This is a genomic window from Ruegeria sp. CL5, from assembly GCF_056536485.1.
Window position 1 is genome coordinate 501307 of sequence record NZ_JBQFPS010000001.1, and the last position, 23994, is coordinate 525300.

Here is a 23994-nt window from a genome sequence, read left to right on the forward strand (position 1 = left end):
TGTCCCGCCTTTCAGGTTGATAAACGCAGCTCTGCCACAAAATCGTAGGCATCGCCGTGATAGATGGATCGGGTGAGTTCGGCGACGCGCCCGCTTTCGAGGTATGAGGTACGCTGAATGCGCAGCCCCGCTGTGCCCTCTGCAACATCAAGCAAGCGTGCCTCGGTGGCTTCAAGGTTGATGGCCGAGATCTTTTGGATCGCGCGCACCGGACGGTTCCCGGATATTTCCAGGAAGGCATACAAGGACCCAGTGACTTCGGTCGGGTTGGGCAGGATATCCAGCGGCAAAGCTGCGCGCTCTAACGCCATTGGCCGTCCTCCGGCAGCGCGCAAACGATGAATTCGGGCGACCTGATCATTGGTCGATAGCCCTAGTGCCAACATCTCGTCCGGAGAGGGCAGAAACACCCCGCGCTCCAACCAGGTCGAGGTTGTTTCAAAACCACGTCGCTCCATATCCTCGGTAAATGAGGTCAAGTGAGACAATGATTGCTCAACCCGTGCAACGGGCTGACGCACGAATGAGCCTGAACCCTGCCTCTGTTCAATCGCACCTTTGCGCACCAATTCCTGAATCGCCTTTCGCACCGTAACGCGCGACAGATCCGTGAGCTCAGCGATCTCGCGTTCGGGTGGAAGCGAACTGTTCGGGGCTAGAATGCCCTCTTCTATCCCCTGCTCCAACCGATGGCGCAATTGCACATAACGCGGACCAGCGGTCTGACCCAGCCATCCTTCGGGTTTCAGGAAGTCAGCAACGCTCATGTTCGATCTCCTCATGAAACGCACGGGCCAGCGCGATTGCACCGGCCAATGGATCGCCCAGTGGTTCAGTCAGGTCCTGCTGCATGATCTCCGAGAGGTAAGGCGCGTATTGCGGACCGATCCCCCCGGTCAGACAAATCGATAGACCGGGCTTCCAGCCCATCGCCTCGATCTGTTCCGCCAGATATCGTGCACCGGCCTCCATGATAGCGCGCGCAAGCGCATCCCCCTGCTCAGCGCTAAGCGTGACTACAGGGGCCAGCGCACCGAACTCGGTGGGCGTCATCAAGGATGCAGCCCTTACAATCCCGGCGCCACCATCAAAGCGTGCCAAAAGACCATTCGCCATCTCGGAGGTCGGCACGATGCCATCGACACAATCGAGAGTGCGCGCCAAAGCCTGTCGGCCAACCCATTGCGCCGAAGCTTGATCCCCTAATACCGGTCCCCAGCCACCGGCCAAGCGACTCTGACCATCTCTCTGTGACGCGAGAAACGACCCCGTACCACAATGCGCCACGAAACCATCTTTCGACCCAAGCGCACCCCGCAATGCGGAGGGCCTGTCATCTTCAATTCGGGCTCGTTCGAACGGCAGCCTCGCTGCGAGTCGCTCTGCCAGCGTTTTGCCAGTGATCCCAGCCAACCCCAAATAGGCCGACGTCCCTGCAATCTGTGCGCCATTTAATCCGGCTTGCTTGGCCAGATCCGCAATACCGCGATTCAGCTCGGCACAAGCTGCTTCGAAATCGGTCGAGACGTTCGCAGCCCCCACCTCAACTTGGCGAGCAAAGGAACCATCAGAAACAGCGATACGACAACGCGTACCACCGCCATCTACAGCGAGCACTATGGTATCAGCAAGACGACTCATGAAAATACCTTTATAATACCTATTGAAGCTTTTGAAGACCCAATTGCGACCAAATTACAGAATTACGGCTAAAATTCTGAAACATATCGACACAAAAAGAAAATGGTAGACTAATGGTATCTAAAAGGTATGATAACCAGAACTGAGGGGAGAATCACGTGGCCACGCCAGTAACGGAACAACTGCACAAGGATGCGATCGGGCTAGACGCGCGCCCTTTGACCGAAGTTGCCGAGTTGCTGGCCCAATCTCAGTCTGAGGCCGCGACAACCCCGCTCACCTCGCTCACCCCCATTTGCACCGGAGCAAAAGCAATGGCGCAAACGATCCGCACGGGCGGGGTCTTGCATTATCTCGCGGCGGGGTCATCTGGCCTGATGGCCGCTTCGGATGCGCTGGAACTCGGCGGAACTTATTCAATACCTCCAAGCCAAATACGCATTCATATGGCAGGTGGTATGCCAACGGGTGTCGAGATGCCCGGAGATACGGAAGATGCGACCAGCACTCTTGCTCGTGATCTTGTGGATCTGTCCCCCAAAGACACTTTGATCACTGTTTCTGCCAGCGGTACGACGCCGTATACCGTTACCGCAGCCCAGATTGCGCGCGACAAGGGAGCCCCTATCGTCGGGATCGCGAATAACGGCGATACCGAACTGTTGCGACTGTCTGATCACCCCATTTTGCTTTCCACACCGCCCGAGCTGGTATCGGGTTCGACCCGCATGGGGGCAGGCACGGCACAAAAAATCGCGCTGAACATGCTGTCGACCCTGATGGCAATGGAGTTGGGGCATATTCAGGACGGCATGATGATCAATCTGCGCGCTGACAATGATAAGCTCCGCGCCCGCGCCAAAGGGATTGTTTGTCAACTGGCCGGCGTTGAACCCGAACAAGCCGAAACAGCATTGATGACGGCCAGCGGCAATCTGAAATGTGCCGCCTTGCTTGCAGCAGGGGCCCCAACACTGGGCGAGGCACAGGCCATGTTGCACGACGCAAATGATCACCTCCGCCCCGCCCTGGAGCGGATTAAGCAAAACCAAGAAACCATCAACCTGGGAGAAACCAAATGACACGCAACGTTCTGAGCCTTGCTCTGATGAGTACGGCGTTGGTCACAAGCGCCTATGCGCAGGAGGCCACCCTGACAATCGAAAGCTGGCGCAATGACGATCTGGCTCTGTGGCAGGAAAAAATCATTCCGGCTTTTGAAGCCGAGCACCCCGACATCAAAGTGATTTTCTCGCCCTCTGCCCCTGCGGAATACAACGCCGTTCTGAATTCAAAGCTTGAGGCCGGATCGGCTGGTGATCTGATCACCTGCCGTCCGTTTGATGCGTCGCTCGCGCTTTATGAAGACGGCCACCTGACGGATTTGTCCGATCTGGACGCTATGGGCAATTTCTCCGACGTCGCCAAATCTGCCTGGCAAACCGATGATGGATCGGCCAGCTTCTGCGTCCCGATGGCGTCGGTGATTCACGGCTTCATCTACAACAAGGATGCGTTCAACGAGCTGGGCATCGAAGTTCCTACCACCGAGGCTGAATTCTTTGCCGCCCTCGACAAGATCAAAGAAGACGGCACCTATATCCCGATGGCGATGGGTACCAATGATCAGTGGGAAGCCGCCACAATGGGCTATAACAACATCGGCCCAAACTACTGGAAAGGTGAAGAAGGCCGTCAGGCGCTAATCAAGGGCGAGCAAAAGCTGACCGATCCACAGTGGGTTGCCCCTTATGCGACGCTGGCCAAATGGGCGGATTATCTGGGCGATGGATATGAGGCGCAAACCTATCCCGACAGCCAGAACCTGTTCACGCTGGGTCGTGCAGCGGTCTATCCAGCAGGCAGCTGGGAAATCTCGGGCTTCAACACGCAGGCCGATTTTGAAATGGGCGCCTTTAAGCCGCCGGTCCAGAACGCGGGCGATACCTGCTATATTTCGGACCACACTGATATCGGCATCGGTATGAACGCCGCGAGCGAAAACCAAGAAGCTGCGCGCACCTTCCTGGCTTGGGTCGCAAGCCACGAGTTTGCCAGCATATTCGGTAACGCCCTACCCGGTTTCTTCCCGTTATCCAGCACTCCGGTCGAGCTGGAAGATCCACTGGCCAAAGAAATCGTAGGCTGGCGCGAAGAGTGCGAAAGCACGATCCGTTCGACCTACCAAATCCTGTCACGCGGCACGCCGAACCTCGAAAACGAGACTTGGGGTGCATCCGTTGCAGCCATCAAGGGTGCCGAGACACCCGAAGCGCTGGGTCAGCAACTGCAAGACGGTCTGGCCAGCTGGTACGCACCGCATCAGTAACACCTAGGCCACTCACACCGGACGCGGCCACCGCGTCGCGTCCGGACCTTTTTCCCCGGAGATTCCCATGCAGACCCGCCGCATACGCTGGCACATTGCCGTTTTCCTCGCCCCTGCGGTGCTGGTTTATACGGCGGTGATGATCTTCCCCTTGTTCAACACTCTGCGCCTCGCACTGTTCACCGAGGTTGATCAGACACGTATCTACGTGGGCCTGCAGAATTTCCGCACCCTGTTCTTCGATCCAATCTGGTCCGAGCAGTTCTGGAACGCTTTGGGCAACAACTTCTGGTTCTTCCTGATCCACATGCTGTTGCAGAACCCAATCGGTATCGCTCTGGCGGCACTACTTTCGCATCCCCGCCTGCGGTTTGCGGCGCTCTACCGGTCCGCGATTTTCATTCCGACCATTCTGAGCTTTGTCATTGTCGGATTCGCGTGGAAATTAATCTTGTCCCCGCTTTGGGGCATTGCACCTTCGATGCTGGACGCCGTTGGTCTTAAGTCTCTGTTTGCACCATGGCTGGGCAAGGAAGAATACGCGCTGACGACACTGGCACTTGTCTCGGTCTGGCAATTCGTCGGCATCCCGATGATGTTGATCTATGCCGCCCTGCTGTCGATCCCCGAAGAGATCCTTGAGGCCGGAGAAATAGACGGCATCACCGGAGCCTCGGCATTCTGGAAGATCAAACTGCCGTTGATCATTCCTTCAATCGGAATCATCTCAATCCTGACTTTTGTAGGCAATTTCAACGCATTCGACCTGATCTACGTCTCGCAAGGCGCGCTGGCAGGACCGGATTTCTCAACCGATATTCTGGGCACCTTCATGTACCGCACCTTCTTTGGCTTCCAGCTGCAACTGGGCGACCCGCATATGGGCTCCGCCATCGCTGGCGCCATGTTTGCCATCATCCTCGTGGGTGTCTGTATCTACCTCTTCGGCATCCAGACCCGGATGCGCCGGTATCAGCTGTGAGGATCGCCGGATGAACAAAGCACGCCATAACCCGCTGAACACGGCCGCCATGCATGGGGCGCTGATCCTCTACACATTGATCGCCCTCTTCCCGGTCTTCGTGATCATCATCAACAGCTTCAAAACGCGCCGCTCGATTTTCCGCGAGCCACTCGCCCTGCCCGATGCCGAAAGCTTCTCGCTGATCGGTTATCAGACGGTGATGAAACAAGGGGATTTCTTCCTCTACTTCCAGAACTCGCTGATCGTGACCGTGGTATCGCTGGCTTTTGTTCTGTTGTTCGGCGCAATGGCTGCTTTTGCGCTGAGCGAGTACAAGTTCAAGGGCAACACCCTGATGGGCCTCTATCTGGCCCTTGGGATCATGATCCCAATCCGCATCGGCACCGTGGCGATACTTGAGATGATGGTGGCAACCGGGTTGGTGAACACTCTTTGGGCGCTGATCCTTGTCTATACTGCACAAGGCCTGCCGCTGGCCGTGTTCATCCTGTCCGAATTCATGCGACAGGTTTCGGACGATCTAAAAAACGCGGGCCGCGTCGACGGCCTATCGGAATATACCATCTTCTTCCGACTGGTCCTTCCGCTCGTCCGCCCTGCCATGGCGACCGTCGCCGTGTTCAACATGATCCCCATCTGGAACGACCTCTGGTTCCCGCTGATCCTCGCACCGGCCGAGGAAACCAAAACTCTGACGCTGGGCAGTCAGGTCTTCATCGGTCAGTTCGTCACCGACTGGAACGCGGTTCTGTCGGCGCTCAGCATGGCGATCCTGCCGGTGCTGGTGCTCTACGTCATCTTCTCACGCCAACTGATCCGCGGCATCACTTCAGGAGCTGTCAAATGACCAAAGTTCTGATCGCTGGCCTCGGCAATATGGGGCTGAGCCACGCGCTAGCCCACCACCATCACCCGGACGCGCAGATCGTGGGATTGGTGAACCGTTCCGGTCACGTGGACCATCCCGATCTGTCAGGCTATCCGGCTTATTCAGATTTTCAGACAGCTCTGACTGAGACCAACCCGGATCTGGTAGTCGTCGCCACCTATTCTGACAGCCATGCTGATTACGCCTGCACAGCGATGGAGGCCGGAGCGCATGTCTTCGTTGAAAAACCACTCGCGACGACTGTGGCTGATGCCAAACGCGTTGTAGCGAAAGCCATTGAAACCAAACGCAAACTGGTCATCGGCTACATCCTGCGCCATCACCCCTCATGGATGCGCCTGATTTCCGAGGCGCGCGACCTGGGTGGGCCGTACGTGTTCCGCCTGAACCTCAACCAACAAAGCAGCGGGGCCGAGTGGGAGACGCATAAGGCCCTGATGCAGACCACCTCGCCCATCGTCGATTGCGGTGTGCATTATGTCGACGTGATGTGTCAGATCACAGACTCCGACCCCGTGCGAGTCCATGGCATGGGTCTGCGCCTAAGCGATGAGATCGCCGAAGACATGTACAATTACGGCCAATTTCAGGTGATCTTCGAGGACGGCTCGGTAGGCTGGTACGAGGCTGGCTGGGGCCCGATGATGTCCGAAACCGCGTTCTTCGTGAAAGACATCGTCTCGCCCAACGGATCAGTCTCGATAACCGACGGAAACAAGGGCGCATCCGCCGATATCGACGGGCACACCAAGGTCGGCGGTATTCTGGTACACCGCCCTGACGGCGATCAGACAATCGACATGCCGGATGAACCCGGCCATCAGGAGCTCTGCGATGCCGAACAAGCCTATATGCTGCGCGCGATTGCTGAAGACATCGACCTGACCCGCCACATGAACGACGCCGTGCAATCGCTGGCCATCTGTCTGGCTGCCGATACAAGTATCCGCACCGGCCAACCAATTTCGCTGAAAGAGGCAAACATATGACCGCCCTGACGCTAACGAACGTGAACAAGTCCTTCGGCTCCGTCGAAGTCCTTAAGGATATCAACATCGAAGTCGAAGACGGAGAATTCGTCGTCTTCGTTGGACCTTCGGGCTGTGGCAAATCCACTCTTCTGCGCGTGATTGCGGGGCTCGAAGATGTGACCTCGGGCGAGGTTCGCATCGGCGGAGAACTTATGAACCTAACCCCGCCCTCCAAACGCGGCATCGCGATGGTGTTCCAAAGCTATGCGCTCTATCCCCACCTGAATGTGCGCAAGAACATGTCGCTGGCGCTGAAACAGGAAGGTCAGAGCAAGCAGGTCATCGAAGAACGGGTCACCAAGGCCAGCAAGATGCTGAACCTTGAGCCCTATATCGACCGTTACCCCTCGGAACTGTCCGGCGGACAACGCCAACGCGTCGCTATCGGCCGCGCCATTGTGCGTGAACCCAAACTGTTTTTATTCGACGAGCCGCTTTCCAATTTGGACGCAGCCTTGCGCATGAACACGCGGCTGGAAATCGCAAACCTGCATCAGCAGCTTGATGCCTCGATGATCTACGTCACCCACGACCAGACAGAGGCGATGACCCTAGCGGATAAGATCGTCGTCCTACGCGACGGGCGCGTTGAGCAAGTCGGCAGCCCAATGGAGTTGTACAACAATCCCGCCAACCAGTTCGTCGCAGGTTTCCTCGGTGCGCCTTCGATGAATTTTTTCCCTGCCAGCGTGATCGGCGACAGCGCGGACACGACACTGGGTATACGCCCCGAAGACCTATACCTGACCGACGAGGGCCCCCTGACCGCGAACGTGACTCATGTCGAGCATCTGGGCGGAGACACCAACGTGATCGCGATGATGCAAGACCATCAGATCACCGCGCGCTTATTCGGCCAACATCAGGTTAATGCAGGTGAATCCGTACATTTCGGCTATGCTCAGGATCGAACCTATCGCTTCAACCCACAGGGCGCCCGTCTCACCTGACAATATCGGGTAACGATTTTAGGATTTTGGTGCGGTCGAGATGTATTGAAAACTTAAACACGCCTGTTTCCGGACTCCTCGAAAAACCAGAAGAATAATTTTAAAACAACATAATGAGGCTTCCAGTAGTCTCTAGATGGATCACTGTGTCTCACAGTAAAAGTTGGACCTTGGGGTGGACCAATTATAGCAGTCAACAAGCTGTTATCTTTGCAAGTGAAGAACACTCAAACCGGCTAGTACCTGGATGGCGAGAACCTCTGGCTGCCAAAAAGGACGGTGATGCTGGCAAGTAGTTGCTTCGGGTCCATGTCTACAGGCGTCGCAGAGAGATGGGATTGGGCGCTCTGTCAGCCATAACTCTGAAGATTCACGCCAAGAAGCAGAGAAACGGCGACCCATAACCCGTCAAGGCAAAGACCCGATCAAAGAACAAGAACGGATACGCCGGGAAGCTGCTTAGACCGATCACGCTTTGACCGTGGTCGCGAAAGAAATCTTCAGGAAATTAGAGAGAGGCGAATACGCCAGATCTCGCATCAGATCAGATCTCGAGAAGAAGCTTACGGGATCTTTCTCCGAGTTGTTGCTGCCGGGTAGGCACTGAGATCGGACAAAGTAGACCAAAAGCACAAAGGTTGAACGTCTGATAAACGAGCGCGCGGATCTATTTCAACCAGCAAAATGAAAAACTCAGGGCGTTCTAATGTATTTTTTACACCAACAGCCTGATCTTAATCATCATCCATATATGCAGTTTTTCAACCGATATTCGCCGCTCGACCCTCCGACATTTCTGCCATTTCGACGGCCTTGTCTATCAAGAACAACGCCTCCATCTTGGTTTTGGCTTTAAGCATAACTTCTTCGCTAACTTGGAAGCCAATTGGCCTACCTGAAGTGGTGTCACCGGAAATTTCTTTCAATGCCTCCGGAAGCGGAGCACCCAACTGGTCCACACTCAAATCAATTTGATTGTCATAGATCATCAAGAATACGCCATTTCCCCAATAGGTCGCTACTTTGCACCCTTGCTGATTGGCTGTCAGAAGCGCGGTACCAGCTAAAGTCATGGCACTACGGAATTCACTGACCGTGCTCGTCTCATAGATTTGTTCGGCGCCTATGCATTTCACCGCCACAAGCTTTGCAGCCATGGAGTGCATCGTTGAAAGCTGAATTACGTAGTTCTCAAATTCAGCTAACCCAATGCAACCGGGCAAATCTCCGAAACATTGCGGATCACTTAAGCGAACGTCCGGACTATTGCCAAAACACAACTCAGAATCCGCTTCAGCTTCCAGCACTTCGATTGCGGCTCTGCGTTCCGCTGCCATTCTATAGGCGTCAGACAACCTCTGCTTCAGATCCGAGAACTCAAAAGGCTTTGTAACGTAGTCCGTTGCCCCAACTCCGAATGCTTCGTCGATGTACTCTTTTTGCACCATGGCGGTCACCATGATAATGGGCGTGTACGTGTATTCTGGTAATTTTCGCACTTCTTCGCAAAGAGTTATGCCGTTCATTTGCGGCATCTGCACATCAAGCAATAAGCAGTCGAACGCTTCATTTGGTCTCGACAGTATTTCAAGAGCCTCCCGACCACTTCTGGCGGTAACGACATCTTTGTACCCGAACGATTCAAGAACTTTATCTAGCAACTCCAGGATGCTAGGATCGTCGTCTACAGCAAGTATACGCATAACTTTTCACCAACCTCTTACACCACTCCAACCGTTGGGCATTGCAGACTTTAAGGCAACGGCTGGCTGGCGCATAAAACACTCAGGGATTACTCATCCTCTCTTATTTTCTTTTACGAAGGTGGCAAAACGGTGACATTAGGCAGACTTCCTTATGTCTGCACATTTTTTTCAATCTGTACAAATTTCTCAGCCCGAGGACGCAATTAGAAAAGTAACTCCCTCCAAATTTGGATGTCATCTTGATGGCTGCTTCTATCAGCAGTCAGGACTGCCTTGAATTTTCATCAGACAGCAACACGCACTTGCTCCGGCGTAAGTCCTAATAGGTAAGTTCTAATAGAAAGAGCAAAAAAACTATTTTTTCAAAATGTTGCTGCACACGCGGAAATGAATGAAGCCTACGGGTGAAAAGAAAAGTTAAAAAAAATCTTGCGTAATTGATCTGTCAGCGAACTCAACCATTGGGAGAGAGGAGATTTGGACACACCCATTCATCAATTCGGTTAACTACCGCATAGGTTGGTGGACTTGCCGAGCTGAATCTTGTCATAAGTGCGTCAATAATATGAGCAAAATATGGACCGTCCACTCAGGTTTAAGCAGACATACTCGGTCCCGGAGGGATTTCCGGAACTGACACCCGCTAACGCCACTTCAAGCGCTCCGAGTAAATCGGCGCGAATAGAAGTTTTCGCGGTTAGAAGTAGCCCGCCAATGCCACGTAGTGACGTTGGCAATATTCGTGCGACTACGCTTAGCTTTCGCAATATTCACGAGTATGGCCCACTGCTGGCAAAATACCTCGAAACCAGAAAGTCAATTTTCATAGATCAGCTAAAGTGGCAAGTCGGCGAATCTGACGGGATGGAATTCGACCAATACGACACGCCAGCCTGTCGATGGGTTGTTTTGCACGAGTTTGGTGAAATTTTGGCAGGTGTGCGACTTCTGCCCACGACTGCACAATGCGGGGTATACAGTTATATGCTGCGCGACGCACAAAGAGGTATCCTTAAAGATATCCCATCTGACGTTCTGTTTGTTGAAGCCCCGGTAAAGCAAGCTGTCTGGGAAGCATCCCGTTTCTTCGTGACAAAAGATGTAGCTTCATCACGCAGGCAGCAGGTTCAACAAGAGTTGTTTCACCAGATGACTACTGTCGCGATGGAAGGTGGTGCATCCAGCATACTCGGCATCGTTCCTTCAGTCTGGGCACGGTGGTCACGGCGACTGGGTATCAATGCCTCACCTGTCGGCGCAAAGTTCTCTATCGATGGCACCGTCAGTCAGTCAGTTTTGTTCAACATCTACAAGTAAATTGAACAACCCCGCCGCTGGATCGTCTATTGTACTTTTTAACGCCCGACGCTGACTTCATTGCGACTAGGCTTTATTTTCAGGCTGTTGGGAAACCGTGGCTATTGTGCATGTTAGCAGCGTTACCAGAATTGATGCCTAAATTCCCAATCGCATTTCAATTCCGTTGTTTTGAGATCGTGAATTGTTCTTAGACGCGAACATATTACCGAATAAATATCATCAAAAAAGCGCCACGGCCGCTCAAAACAAAAAACAGGCAACTCGTCGCTGAGGCCGTTTGCGCCAAACAAAGGTCAAGAAAAAACCCCTTTTCTACGAAGAATTTCTCAATTTTTGCCGCGGTTTCGACCCACTCACCTCATAGGTTCAACCCGTTATGAGGATATCGGCGGTTCACCAGTTATGAGACATTCCACATTTGGCAGTGATCGGTTCCAGAGAAATTTAGAGCATCGAGCACAAAGAAAGACCGCACTTACTGTACTGGCGGTTGATGATGATCCTGACATCTTGAAATTGCTCCAATCAGCGCTTCCTGAACTCGAAAACTGCAATGTGGCTGCTGCCAGTTCAGCTGATGAAGCGCTTGGGATGATAGAAGCAGCAGAATCCCCGTTCGACTGTCTGCTTGTTGACATTCAGATGCCTGGAACCTCAGGGATAGAGTTGCTTTCACAAATCCGGAACCTGCCAGAAAATCTGGAAACACCTGTCATAATGCTGACTGCACTGGATGACAGGCAGAACATCGAGAAGGCATTTTTAGAAGGCGCGTTTGATTATGTAACTAAACCCTTCGACTTCTTTGAACTGCGCAGCCGTATGAACGCTGCTCACCTTCTGATGATGGAGAGAAAGAAAACCCAATCCTCATCGGCGTCGATAGAAAATCTTCGCAGTGAATTGGATTTCAACCAGAAATTCAATTTCAAGGATCCTTTGTCTATCGACGAGCAGGAACAATGCTTGGGGTATGTCGAATTCGACAACTATGTCGAGCAGCTTTCGCGGAGGCGTCGATTTGACACCTGGGTTACCGCAATCAAATATCGTGACGCCGAGTATCACTTTGATCTGGGGAATTTTGGTGATTTTCGGCGATCTGTTTCCGACATCGGATTCTGCATTGAAAGAACAACACAGGCTGCTGGAGGAATCTATTCCTATCGCGGGAGTGGCACATTTCTCGTTGTTACACATGGGCGGGAACGCACCCAGAATATTCCGACCGAAGCTTTCCTAAACCAAGAACTTGGGACTGTTCTCAGCAACCGCTGCGCATCTGTCCATCTCAAAGTGGTGAAAGGTACACCGGTATCGCTTCGTTCTTTTACGAAGGTTGGAGCATTCGCCTCTTTGGACATGGCTATCAAAAAAGTGAATCATCGCGAGGCCAATCTCAGAAAGGGCCTGGTTACAACTTCCTCCACATTTTCAGAGCCCACACCGGATCGCAAAGAAATGGTCAACGATAGATTGTTTGATGTAGTCTTGCGTGAGCTGTACGGCGATAACACTTACCTCACTCGCCGGCAGTAAGCTAATTCTGTCGCCAGGCCTGACGTCGATCAAAGGTCAGGCATTGGAGTGTAAATATCGACTTTATTCGCGAACCCGTTCGGCATTGAGGATGAGTGGGCCACTCGTACGCATGGTGAATGTCAAAACTGGTTCCGGTAATTCAGACTCTGTAATCGAAAAATTTATTTGGCGGAGCACCGAAGCCATAAGTACCATGATTTCAGTTTCAGCGTACTGAGCACCAATGCAGATTCTGGGACCATCTCCAAATGGAATGTACTGACCTCGAGGCAGTGTAGATCCCAAGAACCGTTCCGGTCGATAGTGGTCAGGAGCATCCCATAGTTTTTCGTTTCTGTGCAAAGAGTAAACTGGGAAGAACAGCGCGTCACCATTTGCAATCTTTACCCCTTTGATTTCAAGGTCGGCAGATGCGTCTCTAGCAAAGAACGCGGCTGAAGGGTAAAGCCGCAGCGTCTCTTTTACATGGGCGCGCAGGAGTGGCATTGCCTCCAGGTCAGAAAACTCGATTGGGCCTTTTGGGCGAACCGACCGAATTTCTTGTCTAACCCTAGCTTGCATATCTTGGTGCAGCGCCAGCAGATAATACCCCCAGGCCAGAGCGTTGGCGGAAGTTTCATGACCAGCGACAACAAAAGTTAAAAGGTTGTCGACGGTTGTCGCTTCATCTTCGAAATCTGTTTTCAACGCCTCAATCATGAAATCGAGGAAATCCTGTGGCTCGCTGCGGCATTCGGCGCGACGCTGATCAATGACCTGTTTGGCGAGGTTCCGCATATTAGTGACCGGGGCCAGGCTGCGTAGCCAATTCTTGCGCGGCACCCACTTTGGCAAACCCATTAAGTCGAAAAGAGACAAATCAGAAATGTACTCAAAATACTTGATCAGCCCCACGCGTATTTGCTCTGAACTGACTTTCTTGTTACCCGAAAAAATCACCCTAGAAATATTCGTCAACGTTGATGCAGGCGCAATTTGTGCAACATCTACGGGGCCTTCGTGTTCCGCCAATGAATCTGCAATCTCGACACCAGTCTCTGCAAAATGCCGAGCCAGAACCGGGAGGTTCCTGGCGGCGAATAGTGGAGAATACCTACGCCGCTGCTGACGCCATTTTTCCCCTTCAGAAAGTATCAACCCGTTGCCAACAGCCGATCCAATAATGTCTTTAGTGAACTTGGCTTTGGGAAACGAACGACCCTGCCCGACGAGTAATTCGGTTATCATTTCAGGATCGCAGATATAGTGTATGTTCAAAGGCCCGCGAACATAAGTTTCACGCAGAGTTTCGGCCGGGATGACTTCAAACATGTTTCGACCAGCGGACCTTGCAAACTGAAGCAGTGTCACCGGCTTTTTTGCAAGCCTAGCCGAAACAGGAGCGACAGCGCCCTGCCCCAACTTCGTAAATTCAACTGCAGTCAAACCCCAACCCTTTTAGATTTTCTCCTTCTTTCTGGCACATTAAGATAAAAAAAAAATGCACTTAGCAACGAGATCGTCAAATTTGGGCGCCCCACACTGCATTTGCGCAACAAAAATTTTTCAACCTCTCACACCAGAATCTTGATTGAAACGCCAACAATCACGGTGGCCTTCAAAGGATTAGCGCCAAACTGTGAACCCAATTCAGACCAACTAAGTCCTCATTGTGCCGCTAATGGTACTGTCCAAGCGCTAAAAACGAAGACATCTGGATGACAGCCATCGACGCCAATCTGCCGGACCGGGACGCCGGTGAAACGGAAAACCGGCTTCTGCAAAACATCATAGATTATACTGCCATGAGCTTTGCGCTTCTGTGGCAGCGGCAGGCTATTTATCTGGCCACGACCATTTTAACTGCGTTCTTCTTCGATCCCATTAACGCCATGCTGTTCTATGGGACAATTCTCATTTGCGAAGCGCAAGATTTATTGCTGGCCAAACGCGTACCGCGCTTAAAGCCAGATCAGCACAAAGCAATTAGTATGATGGTTGTTTGGATTCTGTTGAACACGATCCTCAGCGCGGCTGCAATCTGCCTGTATGCTGTTTCAGTTGCTTTCGCACAGCCCGCCGGTGGTCACTTTACTCCAATGTTCTTCTTGTTTGCTGCGGCGTTGTTTGCAGCAATGAACAACCATCAGTTTCTGTGGGCAATGATTATCCGTCTGACCATGTACGGCGTATCGTTCATGTTGATTGTCGTCAAGGATATCTGGATCGAACGCCCCGAGCTTTCATCTGAACTCTGGCTGCACTTCTTCACCGTTATCTTTGTAATGTATTTTCTGATTGACTGTTCGATGGTGTTTCTGAAGCTCTACCGCAGGAATTTGGAACAACTCGAAAAGCTCAAAGCAGAGCACGAAAGAACAAAAGCGGCCTACATTGCGAAAACTCAGTTCATATCGACAGTTAGCCATGAACTGCGTACGCCTCTCACTTCGATCAAGGGATCACTTGACCTAATCAACACAGGCGCATTGGGTGAAGCTCCAGAATCAATGCAAAGCCTCATTCATTTAGCAGGTAAAAATTGCGAACGGCTCGCATCCCTAATCAATGATGTGCTGGACATTCAAAAAATGGAAGCGGGCGAGATGAATTACCGTGAAGGAACTGTTGATGTACATGCGCTGATTAAGGAAGCGATTGCCTGTAACATGGGATACACCAGTGCTCACAACGTAGAAATTGTAGAAGACTTAGGGGGAAACAATGATCTGTACGTTAAAGGTGATCCCTCCCGCCTGCTTCAGGTGTTGGCCAACATTATCTCCAACGCAGCTAAATTCTCCCTTGATGGAGGCGAGATAACCGTCGGATGCGAGAAAGTGGGCGGGAATATTCGCCTCTTCGTCAAAGACCATGGCATCGGGATACCTGAGGGGTGCCATGACAAAGTATTCGATCGATTTTCCCAGATAGACTCCTCCGATGAACGTCACGCAGGCGGTACAGGGCTCGGGATGCACATTTCAAAGGAAATTGTTGAGCATTTTGGCGGAACAATAGACTACAGAAGCAAACTTGGTGAAGGCACAGAGTTTTTCATTAAATTGCCTGCGATAAGCGGACATGAAGTAGGTTCCACCGGAGAAGAGCACACCACACTACCCTGCGCCACGCAACCGGAGCAACGATAACGAATTACTGCCAAGCAATTTCGATGGCACATCACTTTGGATTATTGAAGCAATCCCGTGATTCAGTAGCGGATTTTCGGTGGTGAAGTTATCCCTATGATCACAAGACCTCGTGGCACACTCGAGATCGTCAGTGGTAAAATGAAGGAGTCTGTGTATTGCCAAAGCAACTCCAAAAAGAAAATGCTGTCCCGATCATACGATCGAAACAGCACACTCGTTACCAAATACACTTCCGAAGATGCAGTAGATTTACAACTTTCGGCAAATAGGCCTACTACTTGCAGGCCGCGATATTACTATGAACATCATAAGGGATGAGCTGTCCAAGCACCGAGAAATTCTCGTGTTTTGTTCGTTTTAGTTGTTCTAATTGGTGTAAACCGGAAACAAAAAAGCCAATGACCGCCGGACTGTCAACATATTCAGCTTTTTCATCGATTGGGCGCACTCTATTTGAATTAATTCACTCAAGTATAGACGCCCAACTCTGATTGTATGGTCGTCACAGTTCTTAAGCCCGTATTGCACGTTTATCTCAATATTCGCGGCTAATCAGCCTTCACAAGTGCGGCAGCTAATTTCGTTGACGCACTCATACAGCCTTTTAACCAGCAGTGGAGATCCATCCTCGATAAACAGCAATTGGTGGAAGCCATTTATGCACTTGATCGGTTGTCGGGCACTCTACTCGACGATCGGAGGCATCAGCGCACGCGTGCAGAGGTAGCGAAAGCGACTATGTTGTGCTGATGACCAAATCACAAGCCTTTAGGTGGACCAAGATCGTTCACGCCAACATAATAAATTGAAATTACACAACGAGATGAATTATGTGGTGCGGTCGAGAAGACTCGATTCTCAGATTTCTTCCTCAACCCTATAAAAATAGGTGATTTTTTCGGAACGTCACACAGCCTTGTGTGCTTCTTTGTGTGACGTTTTTGCCTGTCACACATGAAGATTTGTTGGTATCAAATTCAGTCGGGCAATCTCGGTAGCCCAAGTTCGTCAAGGAACTTATTGTGGCGGTCTCTGGCTTCCTTTGCCTTAGTAGAGGAAGAAACCAGTCGATCATGCACTTCGGCTAGGTCGATTTTTTTCTCTGGTTTAGCAGTGCTCACATATCTCGAGATATTCAGATTGTAGCCATTCTTTTCGATTTCATCCATCGACACCCGGCGCGCGTACCGCTCGATCTTTTCGGGCCGATCTCGATAAGTCGTCAAAATCTCTTCTATGTCGTCAGTGTTTTCATCTTGCCTTAGGAAGTTTTGCTTCTTGCCTTTACCATAGCGCTCGCTGGCGTTGATAAACAGCACGTCATCTGGCTGCTTACATTTCTTAAGAACCAAAATGCATACAGGGATACCCGTTGAGTAGAACAAGTTTGAAGGTAGTCCTATGACAGTGTCGATATGCCCGTCTTGTAGGAGTTTGCGACGAATGCCTTCTTCAGCGCCGCTTCGGAATAGCACCCCGTGCGGAAGGATGATCGCCATAGTTCCTTCGTCTTTCAAAAAATGAAATCCATGTAGAAGGAATGCAAAGTCCGCCGCCGATTTCGGGGCAAGGCCACCATAGCTCTTGAAGCGAAAGTCTTCCTTCAAAGCATCCGTGTGATCCCAGCGAAGGCTAAAGGGCGGGTTCGCTACTACGGCGTCGAATGACATTTTTTTCGCTGGGTTTGCTTCGCTCAGCATGTCCCAATCGTTCTTGAGTGTATCTCCGTGGAAAATCTCGAACTCGCTGTCGCTCATACCATGTAGCAACATGTTCATCCGGGCGAGGTTGTAGGTCGTAATGTTGCTTTCTTGACCGTAAACTTTGCCAATACCCCGGTCGCCCATCTTACTGCGAACATTGAGCAGCAACGAGCCTGACCCACAGGCCATGTCCAAGACGCTGGCAAGGTAGCTTTTCTTTCCAGAAGCTGGATTCTGGCTGTCTAAGGAGACGATGCCGGAGAGGATGTCAGACACTGATTGAGGCGTATAGAACTCGCCAGCTTTCTTGCCTGACCCAGCAGCGAACTCACCGATCAGATATTCGTACGCGTCGCCAATCGTGTCCTGATCCCGCGAGAAATCCGGCATAGCCTCAGCGATTTTCCCCACAATCGCGCACAGCTTGTCGTTGCGAGCGTTGTAGTCTTTACCCAGCTTCTCGGAGCTCAGGTTAATCTCTGAGAAGAGGCCTTGAAAGACACTCTCGAAACTCTCTTCCTCGATATGCTTGAAGCTCTGCTGCAGCGTATCAAGGAGGTCGCCGTCCTGTGTCCGCGCAAGTTCAGCAATGCTGTCCCAGAGGTAAGCAGGCTTGATGACGTAGTGCATGCGACGACGCATGACGCTTTCAAACTCGTCGGCATCCTCTTGGTTCTGATCGTACCAAATCTGGAGCGGTATCGTCTTACGCTTGCCTTCGTCGTTCTCTTCAGGCGGCGTCGGATAGTCTGCGCCCAACTCGTCCTGAACTGCTTTGACGTAGTTGTCGGAAAGGTACTTAAGGAACAGGAACGAGAGCATGTAGTCACGGAAATCGTCCGCGTTCATTTGCCCGCGCAACTGGTCTGCAATGGCCCACAGGACTTTGCCGAGTTCTTTTTGTTGTTCTTCAGTCATGCTTCGGCCTCCTCGGCCTTTAGTATGTCAGGCAGGGCGAACTCGTATCGCTCAAGGAACTTTGCCAACAGGTCCCGGAAGAGATCTTTGTTGTCTTCGCCCATTTGCCTAGGGTCGTAAATTGAGTATTTGCCGTGGCTCATGAGTTGAACGGCCCGCTCATAAAGCGCCTCATTCTCAATTCCCTGAATGCAGGTTTGGAATTTGTCCTGCCCAAAGAACACTGCGGTCTTCTCCATGATGCTTCGGAGGACGTTGAAGTGATAGGTGTAGATGTCGCCGGTTGCGACGGCTTGTTTGAGTTCTGCAAGCTGGGCGACATGGTTGAAAAACGGGGTGTCGTCAGTCCATCGCAGCGTATACGTCGTAGCGTCTTGGGACCGGTGGTAGAAGTATGTCTTCCGTTTCAGCTTTCGGTTCTTGATCTCATTCCAAAAGACGTTGTGAAACAGCGTATGGTGAGTTGAGACAACTGCACCGATCTTTTCTTTCCCGCGCTCCACCAACTGCGCAAGGTCGACCGCAACAGCAATCGCGTTGTTGTCGTCTAGGGAAGAGACGGGGTCGTCGATGTAGACGTTTTTCACCCAGTCGTAGGAAGTATGCCCGTCAATGGCCAACTCATAGATCGCGAGGAACATGCACCAGACAAAGATGTTCTCTTCACCCCGTGAAACCTTGATGTTGTCTTCTTTGCCCCTGCTGAAGACGATATTCCAATCATCGTAGTCTATACGGAAGTCGAAGCTTGCGTACTTCTCAAGAAACGCAAAAATCTTCTCTTCAAGGGCCAATTCCTTGAACCCTTCGAAAAAGGCAGACTGAGAGTTGATTTGAAGCTTCCGATTGGAATCTCCATCAAGATCATTGTCCCACCAAAACAAGTCTTCAGTGAATGCATTAAAATAGAGAGTGCTGCGGCCGTCCTTTTGTTTAGCTTCCTCCTTAAACTCCATTGAAAGCCTAGTCTTGCCAGTTCCGTTGTGAGCAAATAGCAGAACGCACTGCATATCGTTCAGATCATCTCGAATTCGCGTGACCACATCTTTGATAGCTTTGTACTCATGGATTTTTGATCCGTTTGTCATATTTCAACCGCCTCAATGGAAGGCAGTAATCCTTGAAGCAGCCCCGACTTATGTTTTCGCAGGTCCTCCAACCTTTGCGACTGCTGATCAATTAAGACATCGATTTCTTCCAGAAACTCAGCAATGACTTCTTGCTCCTTGCTATCCGGCACATAGAAGCGGTATTTCTTCAGGTTTTTCGTGTTTATCGAGTTGATCGTAGCCCCTAGGTCTCCAAGAACTTGTCTATGAAAGGCCTGAGTTTGGAAGAGTTGAAATACGAACTTTGGTCGAGCCGCTCTGAACACGCTCATGAATGCTCCATGCGTACTTCTTGGCAAGCCAGCAGGTATTAAGGCAGTCTTCCCAATTAGCCTTCGCGAACCGTTACGAACGCAAATCAAAATGTCATTTTTTTGGGACAGGTTTGCTCCTTCGATATCGTCTCTCACGAAAACATTGTCGTCTAACGTTATCCTTTGATCTTGAACGTTAGACGACCTGAGAACCAACAAACCTTCTTCTCGGATGTCATCTGGAGCATATGTTAATCCCGTTACTGTATCGCCAAGGTCTGCAAGCTCGATCTCTTGCCAAGCTTCTGCGTTATCAAATCCGGGCATTCGTCGCTCTGGTCTAGACTTGCCATCAGTAGGGAAAAGAACCTGCAGCATTCCTTTTTTGTGATCCACGAGAGCACTCAGGGAATGCTCCTCATATCTGATTAGGTCGTTCAAAGAACTGAAACAGCTACCGAGTTTGATCTGTTCAGCTAGAAGGGGAGTTGGAAGGATGATGCTAAAGAAATCGTCGGGATTGATATTGAGTAACCCGTCGCTACGAGCCCCACTCGTGATATATCGAAGCAGTTGGCGTCCGTGATAATTCTGCTCGAAATATCCTTCATAAAATTCTGGAACTACATCATCGTTTAATGCAAAGCTCAGAAACGCGTTAGGAGCTGCAACCGCGTCAAATTCCTTGAGCTGATAAATCGCACCCTGCGGGAAAGTTTTGGAGTTTCCTTTGTTGTAGGAAAAATCGCCTCGCTGCAATTTCACATAATTTTTGTATTGCTGCCCAGAGATATCTCGGCCGAATTTTTCCTCTTGGGATACAAAACCTACTCCTGCTGTAATGCTCACCGTCGGGAGTTTTGAGTTTCCGACCTTGTCTGTTATTCGTTGGCTTTTCTCGGCCAGTTTGGGCTTTGCCCACGCGGGGTGGTCAGAAAACTCAGGAAACCGTACTTCTGGAAGAGCTTCTGGTTCCTCGCTCTTAGACATCGTCATACACCTCCAGCCCAGAAATATCCCGACCATTGGCCATCTTCCGAAGAAGAGGGCTCAAGGCTTCCATAACCTCGAGTTTCTTTTTGGTACGATCTTTCCAGCCAAGGCCCAGCGGCCTCAACAATTCTGTCAATTCACCATCGTCGAATATGTATCGACGAATGATGCTATCTGCGAAAGCCTGCAGGGCTTCTGCTTCAAGCCCGGCTGCTTGTGCAATGGCATTAAGCTCGGTCGCGTTCTTGTTTGATTTGAAGGCAACAAACCCTTCTCGGATTTCTTTCTCGTCAAGTGCTACACCTGCTTCCAAGCTGTTGATGTAGGCCTCAATATCTTCGCGGTCGCCAATGAATTTAGCGTCTGATGCAATCAGTCCGATCAGCCGCTGACGTGACATTTCTCGCTTCTCTGGAGAGGTTCGGGTGTAGTCTGATACCAAACCCATGATGTAGTCATAGTCGATGATCTCCGAAGCGAAGAGAACAAACTCGAAGTCGAGTTGTTCGACTTCTGGCGGCACATCGTCACCACCTTTGTTCTGGATGTCTCGCAAGCGTTTCGCTGTCTCAATGTAGACGCCCTTGTAGCCCTGCAGATCATCCTTGGGGATCACGTCAGCGATTGTCGCCTTCTGCTCCTCGTCGAGGTCGGTGTATTGGTCCAGTTGCGTCTTGAGCTTCTGAACGTTCTTGAACAGATTGATGAACTGGCTGCGCGCCGCGTCCCCTTTGAGTTTGGGTACTTCGCTCGGCGCTGCTTCCAAACCTTGAGACTTCATAAAGGCGTCAAGCTGGCGCTTTGCTTCGTCCAGTTTGCCGATCACCTTCGGAGCTTCGTCGACCAACCAAATCTCGCTTGCTCTTTCCTCTTCGCCCTCGCCAGAGAATAGCTTGATGGCTTCCTGCACCTGATCTTGCTGACCACGGAAGTCGATGATGTTCCCGTAGGGTTTACTATCGTTCAGAACCCGGTTTGTTCGCGAGAAGGCTTGGATCAAACCGTGAAACTTAAGGTTTTTGTCTACGTACAAGGTGTTCAGAAATTTGCTGTCGAAGCCAGTCAGCAGCATGTCGACAACGATAGTTACGTCGATCTTTTCGGCATGCGGTAGGTCATGGTTGGGATATTGCTGATCTTTGATCCGCTTCTGCACATCTTGGTAGTACAAGTCGAATTCGCTGATCTTGTGATTGGTCCCGTACTGATTGTTGTAGCTGTCGAGTATCTTGATCAGGGCCTTCTTTTTCTTCTCAGGCTCTTGCTTGTTGTCGAGTTGCTCTTGAGGGAGGTCTTCTTGGATTTGCTTAACGTCCTTGTTGCCCTCTGCAGGAGGGGAGAAGACGCAGGCAACGTTCAAAGGCCGAAACTCTGGGTCTTGTGATCTTTCAGTCTGAATTTCGCTGAAGAGATCAAAATACTCTATGGCGTCAGTGATTTTGGCAGTGGCGAGAATTGCATTGAACTTTCTACCAGCCGTCGCAGCATCATGCTTTTCGAGAATTGCCTCGACGACAGCGCGTTTGGCCAACGCTTCACCGGGCTTCACCTTGTTTTTGCTGTCTGGCTTAAAGTAATCGACGTGGAAGCGCAGGACGTTTTTGTCCTCAATCGCGTGCGTGATTGTGTACTCATGTAGTGACTGATCGAACAAGCTTTCTGTCGTTTTGTAACTGGCTTCCGTTCCCTCGATCTGATGGTAGTTCGAATTCTTGTCGAAGATTGGTGTCCCAGTGAAGCCAAACAACTGCGCGTTTGGAAAGAACTCTTTGATCGCTTTGTGGTTGTCGCCGAACTGGGAGCGGTGGCACTCATCAAAAATGAAGACGAAACGTTTGTCTTTGAGTGGCTCCAAGCGAGACTTGTAGTCTTTCTTGTTGGTTCCATCCAACGCCAAACCAAGCTTCTGGATGGTCGTAACTATAACCTTGTCTGCGTAGTTGTCCGAAATCAGACGGCGAACCAAAGTGCCCGTGTCGGTATTGCTTTCTACGCAACCTTCTTGGAACCTATTAAATTCTTCCCGGGTTTGTCGGTCTAAGTCCTTTCGGTCGACGACAAACAGGCACTTGTCCACGTCGGGATTGTCTTTCAATAAAATAGACGCCTTAAAGGAGGTTAGCGTCTTCCCACTGCCGGTCGTATGCCAGATGTATCCATTGCCACACCTTTGCCGGATGCAGTCCACAATGGATTTGACCGCGTAGACTTGATAGGGCCGCATCATGAGCATTTTCTTCTCGCTCGCGACCAGAACCATGTATCGGCTTATGGTCTCAGCAAGAGTGCATTTGGCCAAGAATGACTCTGAAAACTCGTGAAGCTCATTTACTTTTTCGTTGTCTCGGGTCGCATGCTGGTAGATCGGGAGAAAACGTTGGTCAGCATCAAAATTGAAGTGTTGCGAGTTATTGTTTGAGAAGTACCAAGTCTCTGACTTGTTGCTGACAATGAACATCTGCAGAAAACACATCAATGTGTTTCCATAGCCGTTCCCTCGGTCGTTTTTGTAACCTACGATTTGCTGCATCGCTTTGTACGGCGATACTTGCAGGTTCTTAAGCTCGACCTGCACGACGGGCACACCATTCAACAGCAAAACGACGTCATAGACGTGATGGCTTGATGACGTGTTGATCCTAAGTTGTGAGACGACTTCAAATGAATTCTTGCACCAGTCCTTTATGTTAACCAAAGCAAAATTCAGCGGCGTCCCGTCATCTCGTTCAAATGACGTTCTGTTACGAAGGATATCTGCACACGCAAACACGTCCGACGAGACAATTCGCTCCAAGAGACGCTCAAATTCGCTTTCGGTCAGCTTGACTTGATTTAGCGCTTCAAACTTTTGCCGGAAATTGGCTTCTAGCGCGTCCAAGTCGGTAATATCGGTCCGATATGTGTATTTTAGGTCAACAAGCTTTTGGATGAACTCGTTTTCAATGTCTTTTTCCTGCATTGTTCCCTCGGTCGCTCTTCTTGGCAGACTGTAGAAAACATTCTGCCTTTACGGCGAAATCCTCATTTAGGAGGTGGGTTGGCTCACTCTGCTCTTGTCCGCCTTAATGCCACAGCGAGCGAAGGTTGTCACCGGATGCCGTGGGCAACGGTGTAGTTTTTCGACGAGCATCGGTTAGGCGCTTGCCATAGCCACCCCGACACATACAGGAGCAAGGTTTGTCATAGGACGATTTCCGAAAGCGGCTCGCGAAGCTAGGGTAGTCGCTCTTCAACAAGGTGACCCTTTTTTGCAGTTAGCTGGATTTTTACGGCAAATTGTGTATACTTGAGCCATCTTAGAACAGAGCGTCTTCGCTCTCGGTTCGCGGCGGGGTCGTGGACATTCTTCCAATCGAGAAAGGAACTACAACTTGCCGCAAGGCATTGAGACTTATTGCGTGTCAACAAACGATATTCGAACCGCGACGGCGGACAAATGGGGCCTCTATCGTATCCGTGCTATAGTTCGCGGATTGCCGTCGATTGACGG

Annotated in this window: 17 protein-coding genes; 9 read left to right on the forward strand and 8 right to left on the reverse strand. The window is 51.0% G+C overall.

Features of this window, described 5'->3' with window-relative positions; all coding sequences use genetic code 11:
- Positions 1-11: 11 nt before the first annotated feature.
- Both ACR0IU_RS02465 and ACR0IU_RS02470 read right to left on the reverse strand, forming a co-directional pair.
- Complete coding sequence (locus tag ACR0IU_RS02465; protein ID WP_480715126.1) at positions 12-767, reverse strand: GntR family transcriptional regulator; 756 nt, start codon at positions 765-767, stop codon at positions 12-14.
- Positions 754-1641, reverse strand: a complete 888-nt coding sequence (locus tag ACR0IU_RS02470) for a glucosamine kinase nucleotide-binding domain-containing protein (RefSeq protein ID WP_480715127.1) — start codon at positions 1639-1641, stop codon at positions 754-756. Before ACR0IU_RS02470 ends, ACR0IU_RS02465 begins: the two co-directional genes overlap by 14 nt.
- 158 nt (positions 1642-1799) lie before the next feature.
- On the opposite strand from ACR0IU_RS02470, the gene ACR0IU_RS02475 reads away from it, so the two are divergent.
- The 6 genes from ACR0IU_RS02475 (at position 1800) to ACR0IU_RS02500 (ending at position 7825) form a co-directional block, all read left to right on the forward strand.
- Positions 1800-2723 (forward strand): N-acetylmuramic acid 6-phosphate etherase, encoded by a 924-nt coding sequence (locus ACR0IU_RS02475; protein ID WP_480715128.1) that lies wholly within the window; start codon positions 1800-1802, stop codon positions 2721-2723.
- A complete protein-coding gene (locus ACR0IU_RS02480) occupies positions 2720-3970 on the forward strand; it encodes an ABC transporter substrate-binding protein (protein ID WP_480715129.1) in 1251 nt (416 codons plus the stop codon). The genes ACR0IU_RS02475 and ACR0IU_RS02480 overlap by 4 nt, the downstream gene beginning before the upstream one ends.
- Positions 3971-4037: 67 nt before the next feature.
- Positions 4038-4952 (forward strand): carbohydrate ABC transporter permease, encoded by a 915-nt coding sequence (locus tag ACR0IU_RS02485; RefSeq protein ID WP_480715130.1) that lies wholly within the window; start codon positions 4038-4040, stop codon positions 4950-4952.
- 10 nt (positions 4953-4962) lie between these two features.
- Positions 4963-5802: a carbohydrate ABC transporter permease gene (locus ACR0IU_RS02490; RefSeq protein ID WP_170393445.1), complete on the forward strand. Its 840-nt coding sequence runs from the start codon at positions 4963-4965 to the stop codon at positions 5800-5802.
- A complete protein-coding gene (locus tag ACR0IU_RS02495; protein WP_480715131.1) occupies positions 5799-6833 on the forward strand; it encodes a Gfo/Idh/MocA family protein in 1035 nt (344 codons plus the stop codon). Before ACR0IU_RS02490 ends, ACR0IU_RS02495 begins: the two co-directional genes overlap by 4 nt.
- The gene (locus ACR0IU_RS02500; protein ID WP_170539088.1) at positions 6830-7825 is read left to right on the forward strand and encodes an ABC transporter ATP-binding protein; all 996 of its coding nucleotides are present in this window, start codon (positions 6830-6832) and stop codon (positions 7823-7825) included. Before ACR0IU_RS02495 ends, ACR0IU_RS02500 begins: the two co-directional genes overlap by 4 nt.
- A gap of 761 nt (positions 7826-8586) precedes the next feature.
- Here ACR0IU_RS02500 and ACR0IU_RS02505 read toward each other — a convergent pair.
- The gene (locus ACR0IU_RS02505; RefSeq protein WP_480715132.1) at positions 8587-9528 is read right to left on the reverse strand and encodes a response regulator; all 942 of its coding nucleotides are present in this window, start codon (positions 9526-9528) and stop codon (positions 8587-8589) included.
- 717 nt (positions 9529-10245) lie between these two features.
- Between ACR0IU_RS02505 and ACR0IU_RS02510 the strand changes: the two genes are divergently transcribed.
- Positions 10246-10848 carry an acyl-homoserine-lactone synthase gene (locus ACR0IU_RS02510; RefSeq protein WP_480715133.1) on the forward strand — a complete coding sequence of 201 codons (603 nt, stop codon included), beginning with the start codon at positions 10246-10248 and terminating at the stop codon, positions 10846-10848.
- A 405-nt stretch (positions 10849-11253) separates the two neighbouring features.
- Positions 11254-12390, forward strand: coding sequence for a response regulator (locus ACR0IU_RS02515; protein WP_480715134.1), 1137 nt, complete (start codon positions 11254-11256; stop codon positions 12388-12390).
- A gap of 63 nt (positions 12391-12453) precedes the next feature.
- Here the strand turns inward: ACR0IU_RS02515 and ACR0IU_RS02520 are convergent, their stop codons facing one another.
- Positions 12454-13818, reverse strand: a complete 1365-nt coding sequence (locus tag ACR0IU_RS02520) for a cytochrome P450 (protein WP_480715135.1) — start codon at positions 13816-13818, stop codon at positions 12454-12456.
- Between the two features lie 272 nt (positions 13819-14090).
- On the opposite strand from ACR0IU_RS02520, the gene ACR0IU_RS02525 reads away from it, so the two are divergent.
- A complete protein-coding gene (locus ACR0IU_RS02525; RefSeq protein ID WP_480715136.1) occupies positions 14091-15524 on the forward strand; it encodes a sensor histidine kinase in 1434 nt (477 codons plus the stop codon).
- 980 nt (positions 15525-16504) lie between these two features.
- Here ACR0IU_RS02525 and ACR0IU_RS02530 read toward each other — a convergent pair.
- Genes ACR0IU_RS02530 through ACR0IU_RS02545 form a run of 4 tightly spaced genes read right to left on the reverse strand, consistent with a single transcriptional unit; the run spans position 16505 to position 23463 of the window.
- Positions 16505-18148, reverse strand: coding sequence for a type I restriction-modification system subunit M (locus tag ACR0IU_RS02530; RefSeq protein WP_480715137.1), 1644 nt, complete (start codon positions 18146-18148; stop codon positions 16505-16507).
- Positions 18145-19236, reverse strand: coding sequence for an AAA family ATPase (locus ACR0IU_RS02535; protein ID WP_480715138.1), 1092 nt, complete (start codon positions 19234-19236; stop codon positions 18145-18147). Before ACR0IU_RS02535 ends, ACR0IU_RS02530 begins: the two co-directional genes overlap by 4 nt.
- Positions 19233-20501: a restriction endonuclease subunit S gene (locus tag ACR0IU_RS02540; protein ID WP_480715139.1), complete on the reverse strand. Its 1269-nt coding sequence runs from the start codon at positions 20499-20501 to the stop codon at positions 19233-19235. The genes ACR0IU_RS02535 and ACR0IU_RS02540 overlap by 4 nt, the downstream gene beginning before the upstream one ends.
- On the reverse strand, positions 20494-23463 hold the full coding sequence (locus tag ACR0IU_RS02545) for a type I restriction endonuclease subunit R (protein WP_480715140.1): 2970 nt from the start codon (positions 23461-23463) through the stop codon (positions 20494-20496). The genes ACR0IU_RS02540 and ACR0IU_RS02545 overlap by 8 nt, the downstream gene beginning before the upstream one ends.
- Positions 23464-23994 lie beyond the last annotated feature (531 nt).

What these genes read in the sequence shown, in the direction of transcription:
- ACR0IU_RS02465 (WP_480715126.1), bottom strand. Translation starts at nt 767, where the DNA reads ATGAGCGTTGCTGACTTCCTGAAACCCGAAGGATGGCTGGGTCAGACC.
- ACR0IU_RS02470 (WP_480715127.1), bottom strand. Translation starts at nt 1,641, where the DNA reads ATGAGTCGTCTTGCTGATACCATAGTGCTCGCTGTAGATGGCGGTGGT.
- ACR0IU_RS02480 (WP_480715129.1), top strand. Translation starts at nt 2,720, where the DNA reads ATGACACGCAACGTTCTGAGCCTTGCTCTGATGAGTACGGCGTTGGTC.
- ACR0IU_RS02485 (WP_480715130.1), top strand. Translation starts at nt 4,038, where the DNA reads ATGCAGACCCGCCGCATACGCTGGCACATTGCCGTTTTCCTCGCCCCT.
- ACR0IU_RS02490 (WP_170393445.1), top strand. Translation starts at nt 4,963, where the DNA reads ATGAACAAAGCACGCCATAACCCGCTGAACACGGCCGCCATGCATGGG.
- ACR0IU_RS02495 (WP_480715131.1), top strand. Translation starts at nt 5,799, where the DNA reads ATGACCAAAGTTCTGATCGCTGGCCTCGGCAATATGGGGCTGAGCCAC.
- ACR0IU_RS02500 (WP_170539088.1), top strand. Translation starts at nt 6,830, where the DNA reads ATGACCGCCCTGACGCTAACGAACGTGAACAAGTCCTTCGGCTCCGTC.
- ACR0IU_RS02505 (WP_480715132.1), bottom strand. Translation starts at nt 9,528, where the DNA reads ATGCGTATACTTGCTGTAGACGACGATCCTAGCATCCTGGAGTTGCTA.
- ACR0IU_RS02510 (WP_480715133.1), top strand. Translation starts at nt 10,246, where the DNA reads ATGCCACGTAGTGACGTTGGCAATATTCGTGCGACTACGCTTAGCTTT.
- ACR0IU_RS02515 (WP_480715134.1), top strand. Translation starts at nt 11,254, where the DNA reads ATGAGACATTCCACATTTGGCAGTGATCGGTTCCAGAGAAATTTAGAG.
- ACR0IU_RS02525 (WP_480715136.1), top strand. Translation starts at nt 14,091, where the DNA reads ATGACAGCCATCGACGCCAATCTGCCGGACCGGGACGCCGGTGAAACG.
- ACR0IU_RS02530 (WP_480715137.1), bottom strand. Translation starts at nt 18,148, where the DNA reads ATGACTGAAGAACAACAAAAAGAACTCGGCAAAGTCCTGTGGGCCATT.
- ACR0IU_RS02535 (WP_480715138.1), bottom strand. Translation starts at nt 19,236, where the DNA reads ATGACAAACGGATCAAAAATCCATGAGTACAAAGCTATCAAAGATGTG.
- ACR0IU_RS02540 (WP_480715139.1), bottom strand. Translation starts at nt 20,501, where the DNA reads ATGTCTAAGAGCGAGGAACCAGAAGCTCTTCCAGAAGTACGGTTTCCT.
- ACR0IU_RS02545 (WP_480715140.1), bottom strand. Translation starts at nt 23,463, where the DNA reads ATGCAGGAAAAAGACATTGAAAACGAGTTCATCCAAAAGCTTGTTGAC.